Source organism: Alkalilimnicola ehrlichii, assembly GCF_003399765.1.
In the GTDB taxonomy this organism is placed as follows: domain Bacteria; phylum Pseudomonadota; class Gammaproteobacteria; order Nitrococcales; family AK92; genus AK92.
The window spans coordinates 1-22790 of record NZ_NFZV01000042.1 but is presented as its reverse complement, the minus strand read 5'-3'; the positions used below and the strand labels follow the sequence as shown (position 1 = coordinate 22790).

The window sequence follows — 22790 nt, the reverse complement described above, 5'->3', positions numbered from 1 at the left end:
TTCCTTTTCTTTGGCGACGCAAAGACTCATTCGCCGGGAGCGAATGAGGTGCGCTAAGCGAGCCGAAGGCCGAAGACCAGGGAGGGTCTGAGCCAAAAGTGACTCGCCCAGGAGGGCGAAACAGGCCGTTATGCATCACTACAGGCAATAGCGACTAGGCACAGACCCCGTCGTGCGGCGGCGGAACCCTGCCTTCTAAATCAATCGCGCGAAGCGCACCTATCACTCGACCGGAGTAACTTGCACCAACACACCTAGCACCGGATGATCCAAATAATGCAGCTCCCCGCTGCGCATCCGCCGCCGCTGCGTCATGGTGAACAAGGGCTCTTCGCCATTGAGGTAGGAGTAGCGAATGTCGCTACCCCCTTCGCGGAAGTAGCGCAAGTCGACGGCGACATGTAGAAAACGTTCCCGATAAAGCCGAACCAGCCCATAAAGCGGTGGCCCGGAGCGGGCGCTCGGTGCGGCTGCGCTGGCAGAACTATCCTGTATCGGGCCGTAAACATCGGTACGCCCCAGTTGTTGGCTCAAGCGCTCGTTAAGTTCGAGCAGCATGCCTTCCTCTGGATCGCGAGGCATCCAACCTTGCGGAAGCGCAACCGAAGGGGCATCGGTGCGGGAGAAGCCTTCTTGACGCCAGCCAAGATGAAGCAGCGGTCGATAGTCGTCGGCTTGCTCTAGCCGACGATATAAGCCGCGAAGTTGAAGCCGGTCGCTTGGTAAAGTGGCAAATGCCGTTTTCTCGTTACCGCGAACGACCGTATTCGATAGCTCGGCAATATTGCCCGCTATGGGGTCCGGGGCGTCGCTACGCCAGCGCTCCCTATCGTGACCGCCCGCTTCGCGTTGCTCGAAGATGATGATCTCGATGTCGTACCAAGTACGTTCGTCTGCTAGTGCCGAACCGCTGCCGATAGCGAGCATCGCTGCAAGGCAGGCGGCGGCTAGCGCGGAACCGGGGAAAGATAAGATGTGTCTGTTCATGAGCCTCAATTTATCAGGCTGCCCGCGACTGTGCGAGGGTATTCATCAACTTTTCGACCGCTTGGATGCGATTGTCGGCTTCCAGCAGCTCTTGTTTAAACTTAAGTCGCTGCTGCCCATCCAGACTGTACACCTGAGGGTGTTGCTGAATGAGTTGGACAATAGTGCCAGGGTCGACCAGCGGTTGCTCGGTAAAGGTTAGCACGCCGCCTTGCGGCCCGGCTTCCACTTTTCTAAGCCCGAGCTCCTGGGCCCGCAGTTTAAGCTCCGTCACCCGAATGAGATTCTTGGTCGGCTCCGGTAGCAAACCGAAACGGTCGATCATTTCCACTTGTAGCTCGCGCAAGGCTTCTTTATCGCGGGCGCTCGCGATGCGCTTATAGAGTACAAGCCGAGAATGGACGTCGGGAAGATAATCTTCCGGGAGTAGGGCGGGAATTCGCAGCTCGACTTCGGCGCCATGATGGGTCTGAGTGTCGAGGCTGGGGAGTTTGCCGGCGCGCAGATCTTTTACGGCGCGTTCCAGCAATTCCGTATATAGACTGAACCCAATTTCTTGAATCTGCCCGCTTTGTTCGTCGCCAAGCAGTTCGCCGGCGCCGCGAATTTCCAAATCGTGACTGGCGAGTGCAAAACCAACCCCGAGATCCTCGAGCGAGGCGATCGCTTCCAGGCGTTTCTCGGCGTCGGCCGTAAGCGAGCGTTTCGGCGGCGCGATGAGATAAGCATAGGCGCGATGGTGCGAGCGACCGACGCGGCCTCGGAGTTGGTGTAATTGAGAGAGGCCAAGCCGATCGGCACGGTTAATGATGATGGTGTTCGCCGTCGGCACGTCGATGCCGCTCTCGACAATGGTGGTACATACCAGGATATTGAAACGTTGGTGGTAGAAGTCGAGCATGGCCTGTTCTAGTTCGCGCTCGCGCATTTGACCGTGTGCGATCTTGACCCGAGCTTCCGGTACCAAGGCTTCGATTTCTCGTGCGATGCGCTCGATCGACTCGACGTCGTTATGGAGAAAATAGACTTGGCCACCGCGGGCCAGTTCGCGTTGACAGGCTTCCTGAATCAGCGCGTCGTTCCATTCGTTGATAAAGGTCTTGACGGCTAAGCGACGCGCCGGCGGTGTGGCGATGACGGATAAGTCGCGTAAGCCCGAAAGAGCGAGGTTCAACGTGCGCGGAATCGGCGTGGCGGTTAGTGTCAGCACGTCGACGTTGGCGCGCAGACTCTTCAGGCGTTCTTTTTGCCGAACGCCAAAACGATGCTCTTCGTCGACAATCAAAAGGCCGAGGTTTTTGAAGGCGATATTCGGTTGCAGAAGCTTGTGCGTGCCGATAACGATATCGACCTTGCCTTCGGCAAGCTCGGCCAAAACGGCATTTTGCTCTTTCTGGCTGCGAAAACGGGACAGTACTTCGATCCTTATCGGCCAGTCCGCGAAGCGATCGGTGAAGTTTTCGTAATGCTGCTGAGCTAAGAGCGTGGTAGGAACCATCACAGCAACCTGGTGGCCGTCTTGCACGCCGACGAATGCCGCCCGCATGGCAACTTCGGTTTTGCCGAAACCGACGTCGCCGCAAACAACGCGATCCATCGGTTGTTCGGAGCGCAAATCCGCGATAACGGCGTCGATTGCAGCTTCCTGATCGGGTGTTTCTTCGAAGGGGAAACTGTCGCCGAACGCTTGGTAATCGGCTTCTGCAAATTGGTAAGCGTGGCCCTTGCGAGCAGCTCTACGAGCGTAGATGTCGAGTAACTCCGCGGCAACATCGTGAGCGCGCTCGGCAGCTTTGCGCTTTGCTTTTTCCCAATGGTCGCTGCCGAGCTTGTGTAGCGGTGCGGTATCGCCGTCGGCGCCGGTATAACGGGAAATTAAGTGCAGCGACGCAACGGGGACGTAGAGTTTGTCTCCGCCGGCGTATTCCAGTGTCAAAAACTCGGTGGTCAAGCCGCCGATGTCGAGTGTTTGCAAGCCCTGGTAGCGTCCTACCCCGTGATCTTCGTGCACGACAGGAGCGCCGATCCGCAGGTCCGTGAGATCGCGGACAATCGCGTCCGCATCCCTTTGTGCCGCCCGCCGCCGCCGGCGTTGTTGCGCACGCTCGCCGAATAGATGAGGTTCGGGAATCAGCGCGAGTTCGGGGTCGTGCAATAAGGCGCCACGCTCTATGGGGGCTATTGCAAGGCCTAGACGGACATCGGAATGAAGAAAATCCTGCCAGCTATCGAACGACTGCGGGGTGATTCGGCGTTTGCCTAAGCGTTCGAATAGGGCTTCGCGCCGGCCGGCCGTCTCCGCGATAAGCAACGCTCGCCCCGGATACTCGTTAAGGAACGATTCCAAGCGGCCGGTTTGTATCTCGGCATGGGGGTCTAAGCTCAAATCGGGCAGTTCGTCGACCCGAAACGCGATGTCCTTTGCGCTACTTGCAGTAGGCGAGGGCTCCGGTAGGCAGAGTATCTGTCGCTGGCAGTTTAATGCCGCCCGCAGTTCGTCCCCTGATAAGTAAAGTCGTTCGGGCGGTAACAGAGGGCGCTCGATATCGTGCCGCCGTTGTTCGTAGCGACTGTTGATTTGCTCCCAACTGCTCTCGATATGCTCGTCTACGCGACCGATACGAACGGCGAGCGTGTCCTCGGGTAAATAATCGAACAAGGTGGCAGTGGCTTCGAAGAACAGCGGCAAGTAGTACTCTATGCCATTGGGTATGCGCCCGGCGCTGACTTCTTTATAAACTAAACTACGCTGGGGGTCGCCTTCGAAGCAGGCGCGAAAGGCGGTGCGGAACTGGGTGATTCCTGCCTCGTCGGTAGGGAACTCGCGCGCCGGCAGAAGTTCGATGCGCTCGACTTTATCCAAGCTGAGCTGGTTATCCGGGTCGAAGGTTCGGATCGAATCGACTTCGTCGTCGAAAAGGTCGATACGGTAAGGCTGATCGTTGCCCATCGGAAAGAGGTCGAGGATAGAGCCACGTACTGCGAACTCGCCGTGCTCCATGACTTCCGATACGCAGCGATATCCGGCTTGCTCCAACTGCCGACGCATGGATTCGAGGTCTAGTCGGTCGCCTTTGCTGAGCAGTAGGGCGTTGCCGCTGATGTAATCCGAGGGCGCCAGTCGCTGCAGCAAGGTGGCGACTGGCACGATGAGAATTCCGTCTTTCGTTTGCGGCAGTTTGTATAGTGCCGCTAAACGCTCGGAGATAATATCCTGATGCGGGGAGAACACATCGTAAGGCAAGGTTTCCCAGTCGGGTAGCGTCAGCAGCGTTTGTCCGTTGCCGCGACAGAAAAACTCAAGTTCCGTATAGAGCTGCTGCGCCGTTTGCGGCGTATCCGCTATGGCTAGCGTAAGCCCGCTGTGTTGCTTGGCGGCCGCGGCCAGCGCCAAGCTGCGGCTGGCTCCGGTAAGGCCGTACCAGTGTTGGCGTAGGCCCGGTTTGGCCGGAAGCTGAGGCTGGAGCGGGCTGGTCGTTTTTCCATCCATTGTCGGGTAAGACTTGCCTTTCATGTGAATCGTGAAGTAGAGAGGTCCGCTTTTATTCCTGCTGGGCGTTTTCCCGCCGATGGCGTTCCGCGCGGGCAACGCGGCGTTCGTAGGCTTCGCGCGCGATTTGCATGTCGTCCAAGAACCAGGGAAGCTCTTCCAGGCGCAGCGCTTGGGCGCCGTCCACCAAAGCCTGGGCAGGGTTGGGGTGGAAGTCGACCAAAATCATATTGGCCCCGGCAACCACCCCTTGTGCTGCTGCATGCATCAAGTCCGGGAGGCGGTCGGGCGCTTCGGCACGGATGCCGACCGAGTGCGAAGGGTCGATACATACCGGCATTCGTGTGAGCCGTTTGACCACGGGGATATGGGAAAAGTCGACAAAGTTGCGATGCGGATCGCCGAGGTTGGTCTTCATGCCGCGCAGCCCGAACACCACGCGACTATTGCCTTCGCTGGCAAGATACTCGGCGGCATTGAGCGATTCTTCGAGCGTGATGCCAAAACCGCGCTTGAGCAAGATCGGGAATTCCTGCTGCCGGCCGACGGCTTTGAGCAGCTCAAAGTTTTGGGTGTTGCGCGTACCGATTTGCAGCATGATTCCGGTCGGGTGACCGGTATCGTCTAATGCCGCTTGGATTTCCCGGATGTGACTCTCGTGGGTAATCTCCATGGCAATGACTCGGATGCCATATTTGCCCGCGAGTTCGAAGACGTAAGGCAGGCAATCTTTCCCGTGTCCTTGAAAGGCATAAGGGCTGGTGCGGGGCTTGTATGCCCCCATGCGGGTGCATACAAGCCCGTGCTCGCTCAGTGCGCGCATCATCATTTCGACGTGCTTCGGCGTATCGACCGCGCATAAGCCGGCGAAGAGGTTGAGGTTATCCTGCCCGAAACGAACGCCGTTGTACTCGAATTCGCTGGATCGGCTCTCGTCTCGGTGCCGGCCGAGGATGCGATAATCCTGCGAGACCCTTACCACACGCTCGACGCATGGCAGCGCTTGCATTTGCTCAAGGCTTAGCGCCGAGGTGTCGCCGATTAGGTAGATCTCGGTCAGGACTTGCTGCGAGCCGCTTACTTGGTGCACACGAGCGCTTACGTTCGGCAACTTTTCCAGCTGTTGGAACAGTTGGCGATAAGCCTCGCCTTGAGTGTCGGTATCGGCGGAGAGAATCAGAATCATAGTCGCTGCATCCTTTGAAGAACCGGCGCGAATTAGTCCCGGAATCGGCGTAGCAGATCGCGGTAGTCGTCGATACGGCGATCTCTCAGAAACGGCCAGATGCGACGTACCGATTGACTGCGTTTGCGGTCGATATCGGCCATTAATACCTGCTCTTTGCTAGGCGTGGCTTGCGCGAGCAGCTCGCCCTGCGGACCGGCGACAAAGCTGCTGCCCCAAAAGTCGATACCCGGACTGGCGCCGCTCGGGTCCGGTTCGTGGCCGACACGGTTGCAGCTCAATACAGGGAGCCCGTTAGCAATAGCGTGGGATCGTTGGATGGTGATCCAAGCCTCGCGCTGGCGTTGCTTTTCCGCTTCGTCGTCGCGTGGGTCCCAGCCGATGGCCGTGGGATAGAGCAGCAGATCGGCGCCGGCCAACGCCATCAGCCGAGCGCCTTCCGGGAACCATTGGTCCCAGCATACTAATACGCCTAAGCGGCCTACCGCCGTTTCCACCGGCTCAAAGCCTAAATCGCCGGGTGTAAAATAGAATTTCTCGTAATACCCCGGATCGTCGGGAATATGCATCTTGCGATAGCGGCCGGCCAAGCGGCCATCGCTATCCAGGACGACAGCCGTGTTGTGGTAAAGGCCCGGCGCCCGCGCCTCGAACAACGAGCCGACGACGACTACGCCGTGGTGACGAGCCGCCTCGGCTAGGGCTTGGGTGCTTGGGCCCGGAATCGGTTCGGCTAAGTCGAACAGTGCCGGGTCTTCGTGTTGGCAAAGATAGCGCGTGCGGTGCAACTCCTGCAGGACTACCAGCTGCGCGCCATCGGCGGCGGCATCGGCAATACCGGCTAAACTGCGATCCAGATTCGTCGACGGCGTATCGCCGCACGCGTGTTGTACCAGGGCGACCCTAAGAGTGTCGGTCATCTGCGCAAGGCCTCATTGTGGTTAGCCTAAGAGGCGCATATTCTACGCGGCAGAGACCGTCTTCCCCAAGCCAGGAAGTTGAACCGCCGACGGGATTTGCATAGTGACGCAATGTACGCTGCCATGTTGGCCGATCAGCGTACGGGCCGGAGTGCCGACGACCTGGCGGTCGGGGAAGGCCCGACGGATAACCGACAGCGCTTCCTCGTCTGCTTGATCCATGTACTGAGGTACGATAACGGCGCCGTTGACGATGAGGAAGTTTGCATAGCTCAGCGGCAGCCGGTGGCCGTCTTCGGCGTACTGCGCGGCCGGCCAGGGGAGGGGAAGCAGGCGGTAGGGGCGGTCCTGCAAGGTCCGAAAGGCTGCCAGCTCCTTTGCCATGGCTTGCAGCTTCGGGAAATGCGGATCTGCTGGGTCGTCGCATTGTTGGTAAACGATGGTTTCCGGGTTGGCAAAGCGTGCGAGCATATCGACGTGGCTGTCGGTATCGTCGCCTTCCAAGTCGCCTTCGTGCAGCCACAATATTCGGCTTGCGCCGAGTCGTTGTTGTAGTTGCATCTCGACTTGCTCAAGGCTCATGCCGGCGTTGCGGGTATCGGTAAGCAGGCACTGCGTCGTGCTTAAAATGCTGCCTTGGCCGTCGCTATCGATGCTGCCGCCTTCCAAAATCCACTCGATACGCCGGCAGTCGGTAGTGCCGAAGGTGTCGGTGGCGTATAAGCGGCGGGTGACTAGGTCGTCGAGGTCGTGCGCATATTTGCCGCCCCAGCCATTGAACGTGAAATCTAGCAATAACGGTATGGCACCTTCCTGATAAACCGTAATGGGGCCGTGGTCGCGCGCCCACACGTCGTCGGACGGGCATAGAACAAAAGCGATTCGATCGTTGTCTACTTGACGGGCGCCGAGATCGGCAGCGACTTGGTCGCGTACCGAGGCGTCGTGGCAAACGATTAGCAAGGGTTCGTAGTGCGCGATATGGCAGGCCAGATCAAGGAACTCGGCATGCGCGGCGGCAAGCTTATCCCCCCAATCGCTGTCGGCATGTGGCCAAGTAAGCATGACTCCGGCTTGCCGCTCCCATTCGGCGGGCAGGCGGACTCGTGTCCGCGGGCGCAGGGGGTGTTTCATAAGTGGCGGATACCCAACGGTGAACAGGTGATTCTGGCCGCTGCAAATGGTTGTGGCGGCCATATGCAGCGGTCTGTTTAACGGTGCGTTACGCTATGCAAGACCCGGTCGTATTCGAAAACGACGGTATAGTCGGAATAGACCCAACGACTAATCGGCGGGTCGCCAACAGGGCCGACTTCTTGTGTGGGTGGTCCATACCGCCCCAGCACCTGCGGCATAGTGGAACCGCGCTGGGGTCTGTCCAGAGACTGCATTTGTTCATGGTCGATGGCTTCGATCAACAACCTGTCGGCGTGCGCTACGGATGCGCCGAAAGCGGCTGTCAAGGCGAAAACACACAGGGATTTATACATAGCGGGCTACTCCTTAGCACTTCCGCAAAAACTATAGCACCCGCTTTAGGGGATGAAAATAAGCAGGCCGACGGTGGGAAAAGTTAGGGCGTGTCGACAGCTAATATGATGGTATTCTACCGCCCGTGCGCAATCGGAGGGAGGGGCGTCATTGTTGTGCCTACTGTCGATGCCTCGGTTCGCGCGGCAGAAAAACCCTCGCTAGCTGCGTCGTACTAGTATGCCTGCGCGACAAGGCGGCTGTGCCGCCGACGTAGCCCGCGCGCCGGCAAGATACGCCAACATCGTGGGCGAGGAATCGATGTCGACAGACGCTGGCAACGACCTGCGGATTAGTAACTGAAGAAGAGCACATGTTTAAACCGATCGAACTCTTTATCGGCCTACGATACACGCGGGCTAAACGGCGAAATCATTTTGTTTCCTTTATTTCCCTAACCTCCATGGTCGGCATCGCGCTGGGTGTGACGGCGTTGATTACCGTCTTGTCGGTCATGAACGGTTTTGAAACCCAGTTAAGAGAGCGCATTCTCGGCATGGTGGCGCATGCCACCGTGTCCGAGCGAGGTGCCGCCATCTCGGATTGGCAATCGGTGCTCGATCAGGCCAGGCAGCATCCGCGCGTTGAAGGCGCTGCGCCATTCGTTAACGGCGAAGTGATGCTGACGCGAGGCGGTAACGTTAGTGCGGCTATGGTGCGCGGGATTTTGCCGGAGCACGAAGGCGAAGTCTCGGATGTGGTCGATCACTTTGTTGTCGGCGACATCGATCGACTGGTGCCGGGAGAGTACGGCATCGTGCTCGGGAGCGAGTTGGCGTCACTGCTACGTGTACGCGTCGGCGATCAGGTGACGGTGGTCAGTCCGGAAGCACGTATGAATGTGGTGGGCATCACGCCTCGGGTTCGGCGTTTTACCGTCGAAGGTATCTTCAATGTCGGGATGTACGAATACGACCGTGGCATTGCTTTGGTACACATGGAGGACGCTGCCAGGTTGTTCCGTACCGGCGATGGCGTGACGGGGATTCGTTTAAAGTTCGACGACTTAATGGCCGCTCCCTGGTTGGCGCGCGAATTAGCGGCCGATCTGCCGGGTACGTACAGTGTGCGAGATTGGACGGTTCAGCACTACAACTTCTTTCAGGCGGTGCGAACCGAAAAAACCGTCATGTTTGTCATCCTGACGCTGATTGTGGCGGTGGCCGCATTTAATATCGTTTCAACGCTTGTCATGGTGGTCACCGATAAACAGGCCGATATCGCGATTCTGCGCACCTTAGGGCTGAGCCCGGGCAGTGTGATGGGCGTATTTATCGTACAAGGGGCGGTGATTGGGGTTGTCGGGACATTACTAGGCGTCGCCGGCGGTATCAGTTTGGCTTTGAATGTCGATACCCTGGTGCCAGCCATCGAGCGGCTGATGGGCATACAGTTCTTGCCGGCAGACGTGTACCACATCAGCGAGCTACCCTCTGAGCTACGTTGGAACGACGTAACGCGGATTACCGGGGTAGCACTTGTACTTTCTTTGGTCGCTACGTTATATCCCGCTTGGCGAGCTTCTCGGACTGCACCGGCGGAGGCATTACGCTATGAATAACCCGCGCAAGACAGGCGTCGGACCGGTATTGAGTTGTGCCGGCGTGCAGATGCGATTTGTCGAAGGACCATTGCAGGTTAAGGTGCTTGCCGGAATCGATCTCACGGTTCAAGCCGGGGAGCAGGTGGCGATTGTCGGTCGCTCCGGTTCCGGGAAAAGTACTTTATTGCATCTACTCGGTGGTTTGGAGCAACCCGTCGCCGGGGAAATCCTGGTGGGTGGCAAACGCATTCACGCGCTTTCCCATCGTGAGCGCGGTTTGCTACGTAACCGCACACTGGGATTCATTTATCAATTCCATCACTTGCTGCCAGAGTTTACTGCGCTTGAAAACGTGGCGATGCCCTTGTTGATTCGTGGACTGAGCCCGCTGCAAGCACAGGCTGACGCTAAGGTCATACTAACTCAGGTGGGCTTGGCGGAGCGGGTACAGCACAAACCGGCGGAACTCTCCGGCGGAGAACGCCAGCGGGTTGCCATCGCCCGTGCTTTGGTCACTCGCCCGAAGTGTGTGCTTGCGGACGAACCGACGGGTAACCTCGACCGGCAGACGGCAGAGCAAATCTTCCAATTACTGCAGAATCTGAATCGGGAATTCGGCACCAGTGTCGTGATGGTGACGCATGACAACGCCCTGGCGCACCGGCTAGATAGGGTGCTATTGCTGGAGGACGGTCAATTGCGACCGCAAGAGACGGACGTTAGCAGCTAACGAATACGGCCCCGTGGTTATACCGCGGGGCGTAGGTTCTTAACGAGCGTTCCTTGATAGACTTGTCAGCGGAAGCCGGGTGACCGGTGGGTATTCCGTTACGGTTCTTGTTTGTCCGACGCTTGCTGTTTGGCGTGTTGGGCTTTGAGACGCCGCCGTCTAAGTTCTCTGACAATAAATAGGCGCCATAGAAGGTGGACGGCCAGATAGCTTGCCAGGGATGCCACCACAGCCACAACGCAAGACCCTAAGTACAATGGCTTCCAAATTAGCCCAAGCTCGGCCCAGAACCATTCGAGGCTGGGCGTAAAGTGTTGTTCGCGTACGGGGCGGCCCATGAGTACGGTGCCGACGCGATAACAGAAGAACAACAAGGGCGGCATCGTCAGCGGATTGCTGATCCAGACGCTGGCAACTGCAATGACGAGGTTAACACGCAACCAAATCGCCAAGGCTGCGGCAATAACCATTTGAAAGGGCAGCGGAATAAGGGCGACAAAAACGCCCAACGCAACTCCCCCGGCAACGGAGCGTCGGTTTAGATGCAGCAAGTACGGATCGTCGAGCAGTTTCCCAAGAAACCGTAATTCGCGACGCTTTCGTAACTTTGCGGGGTCCGGTAAAAGTCGTTTTAAATATTTCCGAGGCATAAAAGGTCTGCGTCACTGCGCGCGGCAAGCGCGCGTAGAGTATCCAATTTGTTCCAGGGAAGGAACATGCGTTTTGCATTAATCCTGTTTGCCGTCGGCGTTATCGCCTTTCACCTCGTTTCGCTCGCCCTTGATCGAGCGATTATGCTCGTTCTTTTGCTCATCGCGGCTTGGCTTGCGTTTGGACCGCGCAGGTGGGTAATTAGTGCCATGTTGTTTGGCCTGGTATGGGCGTCTGCTTACACAGACTGGGCTTTATCGCAGCAACTGGATGCGCAGTGGCACGGCGCGGAGCTGGAAGTGATCGGGCGGGTCGTATCGATTCCAGACCAAGACATGCGTCGGGTCCGCTTTCTGTTCAAGCCCGAGGCGGCAGTCGATGCACCGTCGGAGTTTGATTTACCACGCCGTATCAGAATCTCTTGGTATGGCACCTATCCCGACGTTTCTGCCGGCGAGGTTTGGCAGCTGCGAGTTCGTTTGCAAGTGCCTCCCCCTTTCGACGGCGAAGGGTTCGATTACCAGCGTTGGCTGTTCGTGAATCGGATCGATGCCATCGGCTTTACGCAACCGCGTGCGCCGGCGACGAAGCTGTCGTCCGGTAGCGGCTTACACTATTACCGCGAACGCTTAGGGCTGGCGATCTATCGACAGGTCGACGATTTAGAGGCGGCGGGATTATTAGTCGCGCTGGTGGTAGGCGACAGGCAATTTATTGAGTCCCGTTCTTGGGATGCCTTAACGCACACCGGCACCGGTCATTTGCTGGCTATATCGGGACTTCATATCGGTTTGGTTGCCGCCTGCGGATTTTTCCTAATATCCAGTGCGTGGCGGCGCAGTGCCTGGCTTGTCGAACGCTGTCCGGCGCCGGTGGCGGCTGCCTGCGGGGCTTTGTGCGCCGCCGCGTTATATGCAGCCCTGGCCGGTTTTACGCTACCGACACAGCGGGCTTTGATCATGTTGGCCGTCGGGTTCGGCGGGATTCTCGGGCGTCGATTTATACACCCTTGGCAGGCATTTGCTTTGGCTTTGGCAGCCGTGCTCGCGTGGGATCCGAATGCGCCCCTGACGGCCGGCTTCTGGCTCTCTTTCGGTGCCGTCGCGGCTATTTTGCTACTGGTGCTTGGGCGTTCCCCGGAGCGTTATCGGTTTTGGGCGACGGTTAAGCTCCAGGTGGGGATTAGTTTGGCCTTATTCCCCTTAATGCTGGTCTGGTTTAACCATGTACCGATAAGTTCTCCTGTGGCTAACCTAATAGCGATTCCGGCCGTTTCGGTTTTAGTTGTACCATTTGCATTAATGGGGGCCGTCTTTGTTTTGTGGTGGCCAAGCCTCGGCGCCCTATTTTTGGCCGTTGCGGCATTTAACCTTCAGTGGATAATGCCGATTTTGGCGCGACTCGGTCAGTGGAGCGCACCCTACGGAGACGTTGCCCAAGCGCCGGTTTGGGCATTGCTGTTAGCCGCGATCGGGGTGTTTCTTGCGCTGGCGCCGAGAGGAACGCCAGGACGTTTGCTTTGGGTCCCGTTGATATTGCCGATGTGGCTGGTAACGGCGGGGCACTGAGTCCATCATGTTGCACGGTTTAAACATTGCCGGATAAAAATGAAAACTGTGTACGACTAATTTCGAATACATGAAGATTTCCAGTATCATCCCGCCTTTGAGGAAGCCAGGTGCCCGGATACTTGGCATGACTAGGAGAGAACCGTGCTCGAATTAATTCAGGCCGGTGGCTGGTTAATGCTGCCAATCATCGTCTGCTCGATTATTGCTATGGCAATTGTTGCCGAACGGCTGTGGACGCTGCGCCGTCCGCGGATCATTCCGCAACACTTGGTCGCTCAGGTATGGCATCAGCTCAAGAAGGGTAAGCTCGACAATGCGCAGTTGCAGCAGATTAAGAGTAGCTCTCCGCTGGGGCGCATCCTGGCGGCCGGCCTGGTGAATGCTCATCATGAGCGCACAGTAATGCTTGAGAGCATCGAGGATGCAGGGCGTCATGAAGTGCATGGTTTGGAGCGTTACCTCAACATGCTCGGTACTATTGCCGCCATCTCGCCATTACTAGGGCTTTTGGGCACCGTTATCGGGATGATCAAAGTATTTGGAGCGATCCAACTGCAAGGTTTGGGAAATACCGGAGCCTTGGCCGGCGGCATCTCGGAAGCGCTGGTAACCACAGCGGCCGGCTTGGTAGTGGCCATTCCTGCCTTGATGGCATATCGCTATCTGCGGCGCCACGTCGATGGCTTGGTCGTCGATATGGAACAAGAGGCGCTTAAACTGGTCGAAGCGATTCACGGCCAGCGTGAGCGGGGTCGTGAAATGGCAGTGGAGGCTGTAGGGTGAACTTACGGCCCAAGCAGCAAGAAGAGCCGGAGATCAACTTAACGCCGCTGATCGACGTGGTGTTTCTGATGTTGATCTTTTCATGGTGACGACGACCTTCATTCGTGAAGGCGATCTGGAGCTGAATTTACCGGAAGCCAGCTTGGAACCGAGCGAGACCCTCGCAGAGCCTCTGGAATTGGTCATCAATGCCCAGGGCGATTATTTCTTAGACGGGCAAGCATTAGTTAATCGTCAAGCACGAACCGTTCGGCTTGCCATCGAACAGGCGCTAAGCACAGCTGAGCGGGGGCTGGTGGTGCGAGCAGATGCCGCAACGCCGCACCAAGCAGTGGTGACTGCGCTTGACGCGGCCGGGCAAGCCGGTGTTCAGCAAATTTCCATCGCGACGGTACCGCAAGAGAATGATTGAGCATCAGCCGTTACGGCATTCCGACGAAGCAGGTTTAAAAGTCTATCTCCGCCTGCTCAGTTACGTCGTCCCGTATTGGAAGCAGGCTTTGGTGGGCTTGCTCAGTATGGGGCTGGTAGCCGCATCGGCTACGTTTTTTGTCGCGCTCATGCAACCGATGGTGGACGGTAGCTTCGTCGAGCGGGACTCGGCCACCATCCGCTGGATTCCGTTTGCCATCGCGGGCCTATTTTTAGTCCGTGGCGCAGCCTCCTTTGTGTCCGTCTTCGTGATGTCTTGGATCGGCCGTAACCTGATTCGCAGCGTGCGATCGCAGATGTTTGATCGCATGCTACGGATGCCGACCGGTTTTTACGATCACAACTCCTCCGGCATGTTGCTTTCAAAGTTGACCTACGACGTCGAGCAGATCTCTAACGCAGCGACCGAGGCCGTTAAGATCCTGGTCCGCGACTCGCTGACGGTCATCGGCATTTTGATCTACATGGTGTGGTTGAACGCTTGGCTCGCCGGGATCTTTCTCGCCATCGGGCCGGTAATGGCCGTGATCATCTATTACGTGACCAAGCGCTTCCGGCGCTTGGCCCGCCGTATCCAGAGTTCCGTGGGCGATGTGGCCAGCGTTGCCGAGGAGGGCATCGAAGGGCATCTGGTGGTCAAAACCTTTGGCGGTCACGAGTACGAAACGGCTCGTTTCGAAGAAGCCAATCGGCGTAACCATCGCCAGTTCATGAAGTTGGTCGCAACCAAGGCTGCTAGCACGCCGTTGGTACAGTTCCTGGTGGCGATGGCGCTCTCGGTGGTCGTCTATCTTGCGACCATCGACACCATGGTCGAGGGTATCAGTGCCGGTACGTTTGTTGCCTTTGTGGCGGCTATCCTGGTATTGCTGCCGGCCTTGAAAAACCTCACCGACGTAAACGCCAAGTTGCAAAAAGGAATTGCCGCCGGGCAGAGTGTGTTCGCGCTGATCGATACTCCTGTGGAGGAGGATAAAGGAACCCGGGTTCTGGAGCGTGCCGAAGGCCTGATCGAATATAAAGACGTGACGTTTGCCTACAACATGCAGAAGGGGCCGGTACTAGCCAATATCGATCTTACCGTGCAACCCGGCGAAACCGTCGCCTTCGTCGGCCGTTCGGGAAGCGGAAAGTCGACTTTAGTCAGCTTGCTGCCCCGCTTCTATGACGTTGAGCAGGGCGTTGTATGCGTGGATGGGCACCCTGTACAGGAGTATTCGCTGGCTGCTTTGCGTCAGCAAATTTCCCTGGTCGGACAGCAGGTCGTTCTGTTCAACGATACCATTGCGGCTAATATCGCTTATGGCGCTCAGCGGGAAGTCAGTCGCGAGCAAATCGTAGAGGCCGCTCGCATGGCGCATGCGTTGGAGTTTATCGAACGTTTGCCCGAAGGCCTTGATACCCGCGTCGGCGAGAACGGAGTGCTGATGTCGGGCGGTCAACGGCAACGCTTAGCGATTGCCCGTGCGTTGTTGAAGGACGCGCCAATCTTGATTCTGGACGAGGCCACTTCGGCCCTGGATACCGAATCCGAAAAACAAATTCAGGCAGCGCTTGATGTCTTGATGCAAGGACGGACGACCTTGGTCATTGCGCACCGCTTGTCCACGATCGAAAACGCCGACCGTATTGTGGTGTTGGATAACGGCCGTATTGTTGAGTCCGGCAAGCATAGCGAATTGCTGCGCTTGGATGGTGCTTATGCGGCGCTGCATCGACTACAATTCGGCAGCGATAACGTGGCGAGCGGGGCATCGCAGGCCTGAGCGAATGGCAGGATTTCCGGACTTTTGGCTGCGGAAAGGGCTTGTCAGTACTGTCTTGCTGCCTTTAGCGGGTCTATACAGGCTCGTTGCTGAGCGACGGCGTAGGCATTATCAAGCAAACCCTCAACGCTCGGTAAAACTCCCGCGGCCGGTGATCGTTGTCGGCAATATCTTCGTCGGCGGCACCGGTAAAACGCCGATCGTCGTATGGTTGAGCGAGGAGTTAAAACGGCGGGGGTGTCGGCCAGGTATCATCACCCGCGGTTATGGTGGGAGCAGTAATGACTGGCCGCAGGTCGTTAGCTTGGACAGCGATCCCGTTCTGGTGGGCGATGAGCCTGTGTTGCTTGCTCAGCGTACCGGTTGCCCAGTCGTCGCCGACCCTAATCGGGTGGCGGCTGCGCAGCGTTTGCTGTCCGAGTTTGACTGCGATGTCGTTATTAGCGACGACGGTCTTCAACATTATCGGCTTGCGCGCGACCTGGAAATAGTCGTCGTCGACGCGCAGCGCGGTTTAGGAAACGGACGATTATTACCGGCAGGGCCTTTGCGGGAGGCACCAACTCGGCTAGAGCAGGTCGATCTCGTCATAGCGAATGGCGACGAGGGCAACTCCTTAACGTCGGCCTGCTTCCAGCTCCATTTTTCCGAAGCGGTAAACTTGCTGGACGGTTCCTGTTGCGCGGTGACGCCCGAGGCGCTTGGGCCGCAGGTGCACGCAGTGGCCGGTATCGGTCATCCTGAGCGCTTTTTTCAAGCGTTGCGAGGGCAGGGGTTCCAGGTGGCGACGCACGCCTTTGCCGATCATCATCGTTTCCAAGCGGCCGATCTTGCGTTTGCCGATTCGGCGCCGCGGTTGATGACAGAGAAGGATGCGGTGAAGTGCCGCCCCTTCGCAACGGGAAACGAATGGTGTGTCCCGGTTACCGCGGTGCTTAACGATAATGCACATGAGCGTCTGCAGGCATTGCTTGATCAGACGCTATCGGAGGCAATTTGAATAACTCGTTTACCGTGATTATTCCCGCCCGCTACGGTTCGACCCGGTTTCCAGGTAAGCCGTTGGTCGAATTGGCCGGGCGGCCGATGATCGAGCACGTTTACCGGCGAGCTTGCGCAAGTGGGGCCGAGCGAGTGCTCGTCGCAACGGACGATGAACGAATTGCAGCAGCCTGCGATACGTTCGGCGCCGACGTTGTTATGACGCGAAGCGACCATCCTTCCGGTACCGATCGCCTGGCGGAGGTCGTCGAACGTGAGCGTCTGCCGGACGATGCGATTGTCGTGAATCTACAAGGCGATGAACCGATGATGCCGCCGAGCCTGGTTCGTCAGGCTGCATCCGCTTTAGCCGAACGACCGCAGGCGGATATTGCTACGTTGGCAACGGCCATTCGAACACGGGACGAAGTTTTTGACCCTAATGCCGTAAAGTTAGTGCGCGACCACCTCGGGTTTGCGCTCTACTTCAGTCGTGCTCCCATTCCCTGGGACCGCGATGGGTTTGCCCGAAGCGGGGAGGGGAAGCTTAACGCCGGGTATCTGCGGCATTTAGGTCTTTACGCCTATCGCGTTGATTTCTTGCGTCGTTATCCTCGCCTTGATGAAGTCGATATCGAGACGGCAGAGTGCCTGGAGCAGCTACGGGCTTTATGGCATGGGGCTAAGATCTATGTCGACATAGCGGGTGAAATGCCACCGCCGGGTATCGATACGCCGGCAGATTTGGAGCGAGTGCGCAAGGCGCTGGCGAACGCGGGTAATTGATCCCCCGTATTTTGCGGAATGCCGCAAAATACGCTCTAGATTTCCTACAGCCTTCTTTTTCGCGGAATGTGTCGTTGCTCAACCGAGCATGGCGAAAGGCGCCGTTTGATCCCGGCGACTGCGTCGGCTAGAGTCGGCCCATGCATAAGTTGGGGCAGTAGAGGGCGAAGTCTTGAGTCAAAGAGAGAAAGCGCGAATTTTGTTTGTCTGCATGGGTAATATTTGCCGATCACCTACCGCCGAAGGTGTTTTCCGTCATAAAGTTAAACAACGAGGTTTGGGTGACCGTTTTGTCTGGGATTCGGCGGGAACTCACTCTTATCACATCGGTAAGGCGCCGGATCGGCGTGCTCAGATTGCCGCGCGGCGGCGGGGTATAGAAATTGGCGACTTGCGAGCGCGGCAGGTCAGTGTCAAAGATTTTGAGAACTTCCATTGGGTGCTTGCCATGGATATGGCGAATTATGAAGCTTTGCAAGCCATTCAGCCTAGCGGGAGTCGAGGGCGCTTGCATTTGTTCTTGGAGTTCGCTCGTAACTTTACCGACCGTGAAGTGCCGGACCCTTATTATGGTGGCGATAGCGGTTTCGAATATGTGCTTGATTTAGTGGAAGATGCTGCGGACGGCTTGCTTCAAGCTATTAGCAAGCCAGCCTAAGAGTCTTCGATTTGAGATGGCAAACAAGAAGGGGGGCTAAGGCCCCCCTTCTTGTTTCGATGCTTATCGCATCAGACCTCAGATCGCGTGTTACGTTGTCGCAATCTCCGCAGTCGAAGTGCTTCGGACTCCGGCGCTTCAGCCTTAGGCGTCTCAGCCTTAGGAGCCTCAGCCTTAGGCGTCTCAGCCTTAGGCGCCTCAGCCTTAGGTGTCTCAGCCTTAGGCGTCTCAACCTTAGGTGTCTCAACCTTAGGTGTCTCAGCCTTAGGCGTCGCCTGACCGTCAGTGGCCGATTGACTTAGCCGGCTACGTTCGCCTTTGCCATTGCTCTTTGCTCGCGGGCCTTGACCTTTCGGGTAGGTGGGGCGGCCGGTACGGCGCGTTCTCGGTGCCTCGGCCTTTTCCGCTACAGCAAGCTTTTCGCCGCCGTTGCCGCGCCGGTTGCCAGTGTCCGTGCTTGTCTGATCGCTTACTTCAGCAGCCGGGGCGGTATCGACACCCGATTGTTTTGTGTCGATGCCCTCGCGAACTTCGCCGTCGCCCTGGCCGCGCCGACGGCGGCGTCCGCCGCGGCGTCCACGACGACTGCGGCCGCCAGCACCGGCTTCGGCGCCGGCGGTATCGCTCTTGGCGGTATCGGCGGGTATTGGTCCGGCGCTGGGCTGGGTGTTGTCCTCTTCCTTGCTAATCCGTTTCGTTGGTTTTTCCTCGGCCGTTTTGGCCGGCTGCGGTTGGTCGGTTTGGCGTTCTTCGCGCCCGCCCGCTGTGGATTGGCCGCGAGAGCGAGCGTGACCCGAGCGACGTTGCTGTTGATTGCTGCCGGCCCGTCCACGGCCCCTTTGGCCGTGGCGTTTACGCTTCTGAGCATCGTCTTGGGCCACTTGCTCTTTCTGCTCGGTCTCCTCCTGCACGCCGGAGCCGGAGAATAGACTCTTGAGCCATTCCAGCAATTGCGCCAGTAAGGAGTTTTGGCTGTCGCCTTTCGGTTCGCTCGGCGGTGGTACCGGAGCATTCGGAGCGACACGCTTAACGGCCGGTTGTTCAAGCTTTGTCTTTTCCTGCGGCGCAGCGCTACGGGGCTGTTCCGGCTCCTCGGTCTCGGTAGCTAAGCGGTAGCTTAAGTCGTCGGCACTGCTATCGTCGCTCCGAACCCTTTTAACATCGTAGGCTGGCGTTTCAAGGTGCTTGTTAGGAATTAAGATGACATCGATGCCGTGTCGCTCTTCAATGGTCCTAATTGCGGCACGTTTCTCGTTCAGCAAGAAGGTGGCGACGTCGACCGGTAGCTGTGCGAGCACCTTCCCGGTCTTATCCTTCATAGCCTCTTCTTCGACAATGCGCAGCACCGACAACGCCAACGATTCGACGCTACGAATCGTTCCTTGCCCATTGCAACGGGAGCAGACTTCTTGATGCGCTTCGCCGAGGGAGGAGCGTAAGCGCTGACGCGACATTTCTAAGAGGCCGAAACGAGATATGCGGCCGATTTGTACCCGCGCGCGATCCATTTTGACGGCATCGCGCAGGCGATTCTCGACTTCCCGCTGATTTCTGTTCGGCCCCATATCGATGAAGTCGATAACGATCAGTCCGCCAAGATCGCGCAGACGTAGCTGACGGGCGATTTCGTCCGCCGCTTCCAGATTGGTGTTGAGCGCGGTTTCTTCGATATCGCTGCCTTTAGTGGCGCGGGAGGAGTTGATGTCGATCGATACCAGCGCCTCCGTGTGATCGATGACAATAGAGCCGCCCGAAGGGAGGCGGACCTGGCGCTGGAATGCCGACTCGATTTGGCTTTCGATCTGATAGCGCGTGAACAGCGGGACCGGATCGCCATAGTGTTTTAGCTTCGGCAGGTTATAAGGCATTACCTGCTGTACGAACTCGCGCGCCTGTTCGTAAACCGTTTGGTCATCGATCAGAATCTCGCCGATATCCGAGCGCAGGTAATCGCGGAGCGCGCGAATGATAACGTTGCTTTCCTGGTAAATCAGAAACGGCGCTTTACCTTCATCCGCCGCTTTCTGAATGGCCGCCCATAGCTGGCGAAGATAATCGAGGTCCCACTGAAGTTCTTCCACGCTGCGGCCAACACCGGCGGTGCGGACAATTAATCCCATGCCGTCAGGTACGTCCAGGGAGCGCAGAGCTTCGCGGATCTCGTTGCGATCGTCGCCTTCAATACGACGCGAAACGCCGCCGGCTCGCGGGTTGTTCGGCATGAGCACCAGGTACCGGCCGGCAAGGCTGACGAAGGTTGTGAGCGCCGCACCCTTAGTGCCGCGTTCTTCCTTGTCGACCTGGACGACGATTTCCTGGCCTTCTTTAATTAAATCTTTGATGTTGGAGCGGTTGGCTTCGACATCGGTGTCGGTTTGAAAATAGCTCCGCGCGATTTCCTTGAATGGAAGGAAACCGTGTCGCTCTGCGCCGTATTGTACGAAAGCCGCTTCGAGGCTAGGCTCGATTCGAGTGATCTTGCCTTTGTAGATATTGGCTTTCTTTTGCTCGCGCGAGGGGGTTTCGATATCCAGATCGTATAGCGTTTGGCCATCGACAAGAGCCACGCGCAGCTCTTCCGGCTGCGTCGCGTTGATTAACATTCTCTTCATAGTATCCGTGTCTCCGGCGCTCGCCCACGCCGCTCTCTCGGCCATGCGTTTGCCGGGTGCGCCCATAGGAAGAGGGCTGCACTAACAGGGCTCGGTTAGTTCCGAACACGAGTGTGTAAACCAGCAATGCGAGATTCATGATAAATCCGCCGTCATGTTTCGGGAGAGGGTAGGCGGGCGCTTTACATAAACCGCTGCTTGACTGCTGCGGCGTTGATTGACCCACTTCCCTTGGTACCCGCCCCCATGGCGGATACCCAATAAATCGTTGCCTCGGTCCCGCCGATAAAGCTGTTGAGTGGTGCTCTGACATGGGCTGCGCTCATGCGCTTGCCGACTATTAAGCTCGCCACCGAATAAGCATTCGCCGGGCGAGTCGAGCTTTAAGCTCGACTCCGTAGCTCGTGTGCCGACACCCGCAGCGCGGAGTTGGCACACCCCATAGATGCCTGTCTGTTTAAGTCGCACCGAAGGGGTGAAAAAAACTATGTAGGGTCTTTTTTCTCAACCTTCCAGCCCAGCGAATAATAGCTTGGGCACCATGCGCGACTTCCGGACCGAATAACGCAACGCCACTATATCAGTGTTGCCTAACCCCAGCAAATAAGGGGCGGCAGGAACTGCGAGCCAGTTTTCGACTTTTTACAGTCCTCGCTGTAGAAGATGGGGAAACTGGCTCCGCTTCTTGATATTATGCGTCCGTGAGCGAACTTAAACTGAATAAATCATCTGGTGTCCGTTATCTGCGCGTTGATCGCGAAGATGCAGGGCAGCGTATCGATAATTTTCTGCTGCGGGTCTTAAAAGGCGTCCCTAAATCTCGCATATACCGCTTGTTGCGCAAGGGAGAGGTGCGGGTTAATAAGGGACGTATAGGGCCTCCCTACCGTCTGCAGGCCGATGACGAAGTGCGCATACCGCCTGTACGACAGGAGCAGGAGGCGGTGCCGGACAGCGGAGAGGTGCCGCGCGGTTTGCGGGCGCAGTTGGAGCAGGCGCTGTTGTATGAGGATGACCGCCTTATCGTGCTGAACAAGCCCAGCGGCGTGGCTGTGCACGGTGGTAGCGGTATTCGGTTTGGCGTCATCGAGGCGTTCCGTCAGATGCGCCCCCATGCGGGTGGGCTTGAGCTTGTCCATAGACTGGACCGGGAAACCAGCGGTTGTCTTATGTTGGCTAAGCGGCGGAGCGCGCTTAGAGCGCTGCACGAATGCCTGCGAGAAGGTGCTGTAGAGAAAAAATATTTAGCCCTTTTGGCGGGTAAAATGCCGCGGGGTTCTATTCCGGTTGAGGCGGCTCTACGTAAGCAGCAGTTGCAGGGTGGGGAGCGTATGGTCAAGGTGGCCGACGAAGGTAAAGCCTCGCGGACGGTGTTTCGTACGCTTGAGCGTTATCCGGGGGCGAGCTTGGTCGAAGCGGATATTGCCACCGGGCGTACGCATCAGATACGCGTACATTCGGCCCATCTAGGGCATCCTGTGTTAGGTGACAGTAAGTACGGCGAACGGGATGCTAACCGTCGGCTGCGGCAGTTGGGGCTGAAGCGGTTATTCTTGCATGCGCATTCATTGCGGTTGCGTTTGCCCTGGTCGGAGGAGGAGTTGGTTGTCAGCGCGCCGTTGAGCGACGATTTGAGGCAGGTATTGCAGCGGCTCGAGCGTGATGGGTAGCTGTGAGCGTTTATGGCTCCCGGCAAATGGACGGGGTCGGATTGGTGAATTCCCGGCTTGTCGGGTCGGCAGTGGGAGGTGATGGATGCAAGAGGATCGGTGGGAGCGCGAAGCGCTGAAAGATGTAGCCCTGGCAGCGATCCAGGAACAACGGCGGTCTAGGCGCTGGACGATTTTTTTTCGCTTGGTCATTCTTGCTTATATCACCTTGTTCGTTCTCTTTTCTCCTGCCTGCCAGTTTGGCGAGCGCGGTGCTGTGGGTCGGCATACCGCAGTGGTCGACGTGACGGGGCCGATCATGCCGGAGTCGCAAGCGAGTGCGGAGCGTGTCATTCGAGGGTTGCAGGCGGCGTTTCGAGCGCCGGACGTTGCGGGTGTGGTAATTCGTATCGATAGCCCGGGCGGGAGTCCGGTTCAGGCTGGGCGTATCAACGACGAAATCGTTCGTCTGCGCGGCCAATATCCCGATATTCCGGTGTACGCGGTTGTTGAGG

General features: G+C 57.6%; 18 protein-coding genes and 1 pseudogene. 11 read left to right on the top strand and 8 right to left on the bottom strand.

What is annotated here, in order from left to right; genetic code table 11:
- Window positions 1-222: 222 nt before the first annotated feature.
- The 6 genes from CAI21_RS21385 to CAI21_RS21360 form a co-directional block, all read right to left on the bottom strand.
- Complete coding sequence (locus CAI21_RS21385) at window positions 223-987, bottom strand: CsiV family protein (protein WP_116304157.1); 765 nt, start codon at window positions 985-987, stop codon at window positions 223-225.
- A gap of 13 nt (window positions 988-1000) precedes the next feature.
- Window positions 1001-4501 carry a transcription-repair coupling factor gene (gene mfd, locus CAI21_RS21380; protein ID WP_258869019.1) on the bottom strand — a complete coding sequence of 1167 codons (3501 nt, stop codon included), beginning with the start codon at window positions 4499-4501 and terminating at the stop codon, window positions 1001-1003.
- A 28-nt stretch (window positions 4502-4529) separates the two neighbouring features.
- A complete protein-coding gene (locus CAI21_RS21375) occupies window positions 4530-5663 on the bottom strand; it encodes a 3-deoxy-7-phosphoheptulonate synthase (RefSeq protein WP_116304156.1) in 1134 nt (377 codons plus the stop codon).
- 32 nt (window positions 5664-5695) lie between these two features.
- A complete protein-coding gene (locus CAI21_RS21370) occupies window positions 5696-6583 on the bottom strand; it encodes a carbon-nitrogen hydrolase (protein WP_116304155.1) in 888 nt (295 codons plus the stop codon).
- A gap of 42 nt (window positions 6584-6625) precedes the next feature.
- Window positions 6626-7717, bottom strand: coding sequence for an agmatine deiminase family protein (locus CAI21_RS21365; protein ID WP_116304161.1), 1092 nt, complete (start codon window positions 7715-7717; stop codon window positions 6626-6628).
- A 77-nt stretch (window positions 7718-7794) separates the two neighbouring features.
- Window positions 7795-8073: a hypothetical protein gene (locus CAI21_RS21360; protein ID WP_116304154.1), complete on the bottom strand. Its 279-nt coding sequence runs from the start codon at window positions 8071-8073 to the stop codon at window positions 7795-7797.
- A gap of 353 nt (window positions 8074-8426) precedes the next feature.
- Here CAI21_RS21360 and CAI21_RS21355 point away from each other — a divergent pair, with 353 nt between their 5' ends.
- Window positions 8427-9674 (top strand): lipoprotein-releasing ABC transporter permease subunit, encoded by a 1248-nt coding sequence (locus CAI21_RS21355; RefSeq protein ID WP_116304153.1) that lies wholly within the window; start codon window positions 8427-8429, stop codon window positions 9672-9674.
- The gene (gene lolD, locus CAI21_RS21350) at window positions 9667-10386 is read left to right on the top strand and encodes a lipoprotein-releasing ABC transporter ATP-binding protein LolD (RefSeq protein WP_116304152.1); all 720 of its coding nucleotides are present in this window, start codon (window positions 9667-9669) and stop codon (window positions 10384-10386) included. Before CAI21_RS21355 ends, lolD begins: the two co-directional genes overlap by 8 nt.
- A gap of 98 nt (window positions 10387-10484) precedes the next feature.
- Here the strand turns inward: lolD and CAI21_RS21345 are convergent, their stop codons facing one another.
- Window positions 10485-11036, bottom strand: a complete 552-nt coding sequence (locus CAI21_RS21345) for a DUF2062 domain-containing protein (protein ID WP_116304151.1) — start codon at window positions 11034-11036, stop codon at window positions 10485-10487.
- Window positions 11037-11102: 66 nt separating this feature from the next.
- On the opposite strand from CAI21_RS21345, the gene CAI21_RS21340 reads away from it, so the two are divergent.
- From CAI21_RS21340 to CAI21_RS21310, 7 genes and pseudogenes are all read left to right on the top strand, one after another.
- Window positions 11103-12605 (top strand): ComEC/Rec2 family competence protein, encoded by a 1503-nt coding sequence (locus CAI21_RS21340; protein ID WP_116304150.1) that lies wholly within the window; start codon window positions 11103-11105, stop codon window positions 12603-12605.
- A 144-nt stretch (window positions 12606-12749) separates the two neighbouring features.
- On the top strand, window positions 12750-13391 hold the full coding sequence (locus CAI21_RS21335; RefSeq protein WP_181919575.1) for a MotA/TolQ/ExbB proton channel family protein: 642 nt from the start codon (window positions 12750-12752) through the stop codon (window positions 13389-13391).
- Window positions 13392-13459: 68 nt separating this feature from the next.
- Window positions 13460-13803, top strand: a pseudogene (locus CAI21_RS21330) (ExbD/TolR family protein).
- On the top strand, window positions 13796-15589 hold the full coding sequence (gene msbA / locus CAI21_RS21325) for a lipid A export permease/ATP-binding protein MsbA (RefSeq protein ID WP_116304149.1): 1794 nt from the start codon (window positions 13796-13798) through the stop codon (window positions 15587-15589). The pseudogene CAI21_RS21330 and the gene msbA overlap by 8 nt, the downstream one beginning before the upstream one ends.
- Before the next feature lie 4 nt (window positions 15590-15593).
- Window positions 15594-16589: a tetraacyldisaccharide 4'-kinase gene (gene lpxK / locus CAI21_RS21320; RefSeq protein ID WP_116304148.1), complete on the top strand. Its 996-nt coding sequence runs from the start codon at window positions 15594-15596 to the stop codon at window positions 16587-16589.
- Entirely contained in the window at window positions 16586-17356 is a 771-nt protein-coding gene (kdsB, locus tag CAI21_RS21315; protein ID WP_116304147.1) for a 3-deoxy-manno-octulosonate cytidylyltransferase, read from the top strand. Before lpxK ends, kdsB begins: the two co-directional genes overlap by 4 nt.
- A gap of 172 nt (window positions 17357-17528) precedes the next feature.
- Window positions 17529-18014, top strand: coding sequence for a low molecular weight protein-tyrosine-phosphatase (locus tag CAI21_RS21310; protein WP_258868175.1), 486 nt, complete (start codon window positions 17529-17531; stop codon window positions 18012-18014).
- A 71-nt stretch (window positions 18015-18085) separates the two neighbouring features.
- Here the strand turns inward: CAI21_RS21310 and rne are convergent, their stop codons facing one another.
- Window positions 18086-20626, bottom strand: coding sequence for a ribonuclease E (gene rne, locus CAI21_RS21305; RefSeq protein WP_116304159.1), 2541 nt, complete (start codon window positions 20624-20626; stop codon window positions 18086-18088).
- Between the two features lie 701 nt (window positions 20627-21327).
- Between rne and rluC the strand changes: the two genes are divergently transcribed.
- The gene (rluC, locus tag CAI21_RS21300; RefSeq protein WP_220349001.1) at window positions 21328-22296 is read left to right on the top strand and encodes a 23S rRNA pseudouridine(955/2504/2580) synthase RluC; all 969 of its coding nucleotides are present in this window, start codon (window positions 21328-21330) and stop codon (window positions 22294-22296) included.
- Window positions 22297-22381: 85 nt separating this feature from the next.
- On the top strand, window positions 22382-22790 hold a 409-nt coding region (locus CAI21_RS21295; RefSeq protein WP_472974030.1), incomplete at its 3' end, for a Clp protease/crotonase-like domain-containing protein.